Genomic DNA, 864 nt, shown 5'->3' with positions numbered 1-864 from the left:
CATATTTTTATCGTCTGTTTTTTACAATGACTGCCAACGGTTTGGGGCTTGGCGTCAGTGGCGTAAATTGAAGCGAGAAGTTTCGATTTAGCGACACGGTAAGCAAAAGCCAATTCATTGAATAAATTTAAGAAAAAAAGTCAATGCAATTGGCTTTTGCGACATAGAAAGCCGAAACTTTCAATTTATCACTTAACCCGCCATTGCGCCAAACCCTTGTTAGCGGTTCGTTGTTTTAATTTTTAATTGTTCATAAGTTCGTTCTTACTATGATATATCTGTAAGTTCAGAAATTTTGTTACCCTTAAATACAAAAATGGATTTCCCTTTTAATTCAAGTCGTTGTCCTTTTTTCAGCCCATTCGGAAAGTCCATTCCTAAAACAGCTGAATACTCAATTTCAATTTCCGTTTTGTCATCAATGTGCTTCGTGGAGGTTACTTTTTGGTGTCTGTTTTCAAAGTAAGATTTTGCCTGTTCGGCTTGTTGTTTGAAAGCGTTTATTCCGTTTAGTGTTATATTCACTTCGTTATTTTGAATATTTTGGAAAACGATTTCATCATCTAAATCACGAACCATTTTTTCAATGTCAAATTCGTTATATCCGTCTATGTAATTTTGAATAATACTTTCTCTTATGCTGTCCATTTGTTCGGGTTTTTAATTTTTGGCGGTCTCCTTTTACAACGACCGCTAACCAGGGTTTGGCGTTCGTTGTTTTTTAGTTTGGATTTCATTTGATTTTAATTCATCTGCTTGATTTTACTGCCTTTATTTTCTTAGTTTTCGGGTCGTCAATATGCTTTTGATATTCGAGTGTTTTATAATTCCCCCCGAAAACAGGACAGCAGTTTAAGTTAGATT

The 864-nt window shown here is 34.8% G+C and carries 1 protein-coding gene; it reads right to left on the bottom strand.

Annotated features, from left to right (window positions below; genetic code table 11):
- Positions 1-267 precede the first annotated feature (267 nt).
- Positions 268-648, bottom strand: coding sequence for a nuclear transport factor 2 family protein (locus NGM62_RS21940; RefSeq protein WP_262250438.1), 381 nt, complete (start codon positions 646-648; stop codon positions 268-270).
- Positions 649-864 lie beyond the last annotated feature (216 nt).

The organism is Parapedobacter soli (genome assembly GCF_025460835.1).
GTDB classification, from domain to species: Bacteria; Bacteroidota; Bacteroidia; order Sphingobacteriales; family Sphingobacteriaceae; genus Parapedobacter; species Parapedobacter soli.
The sequence above is the reverse complement of the archived record's forward strand: the minus strand, read 5'-3'. Positions and strand labels throughout refer to the sequence as shown.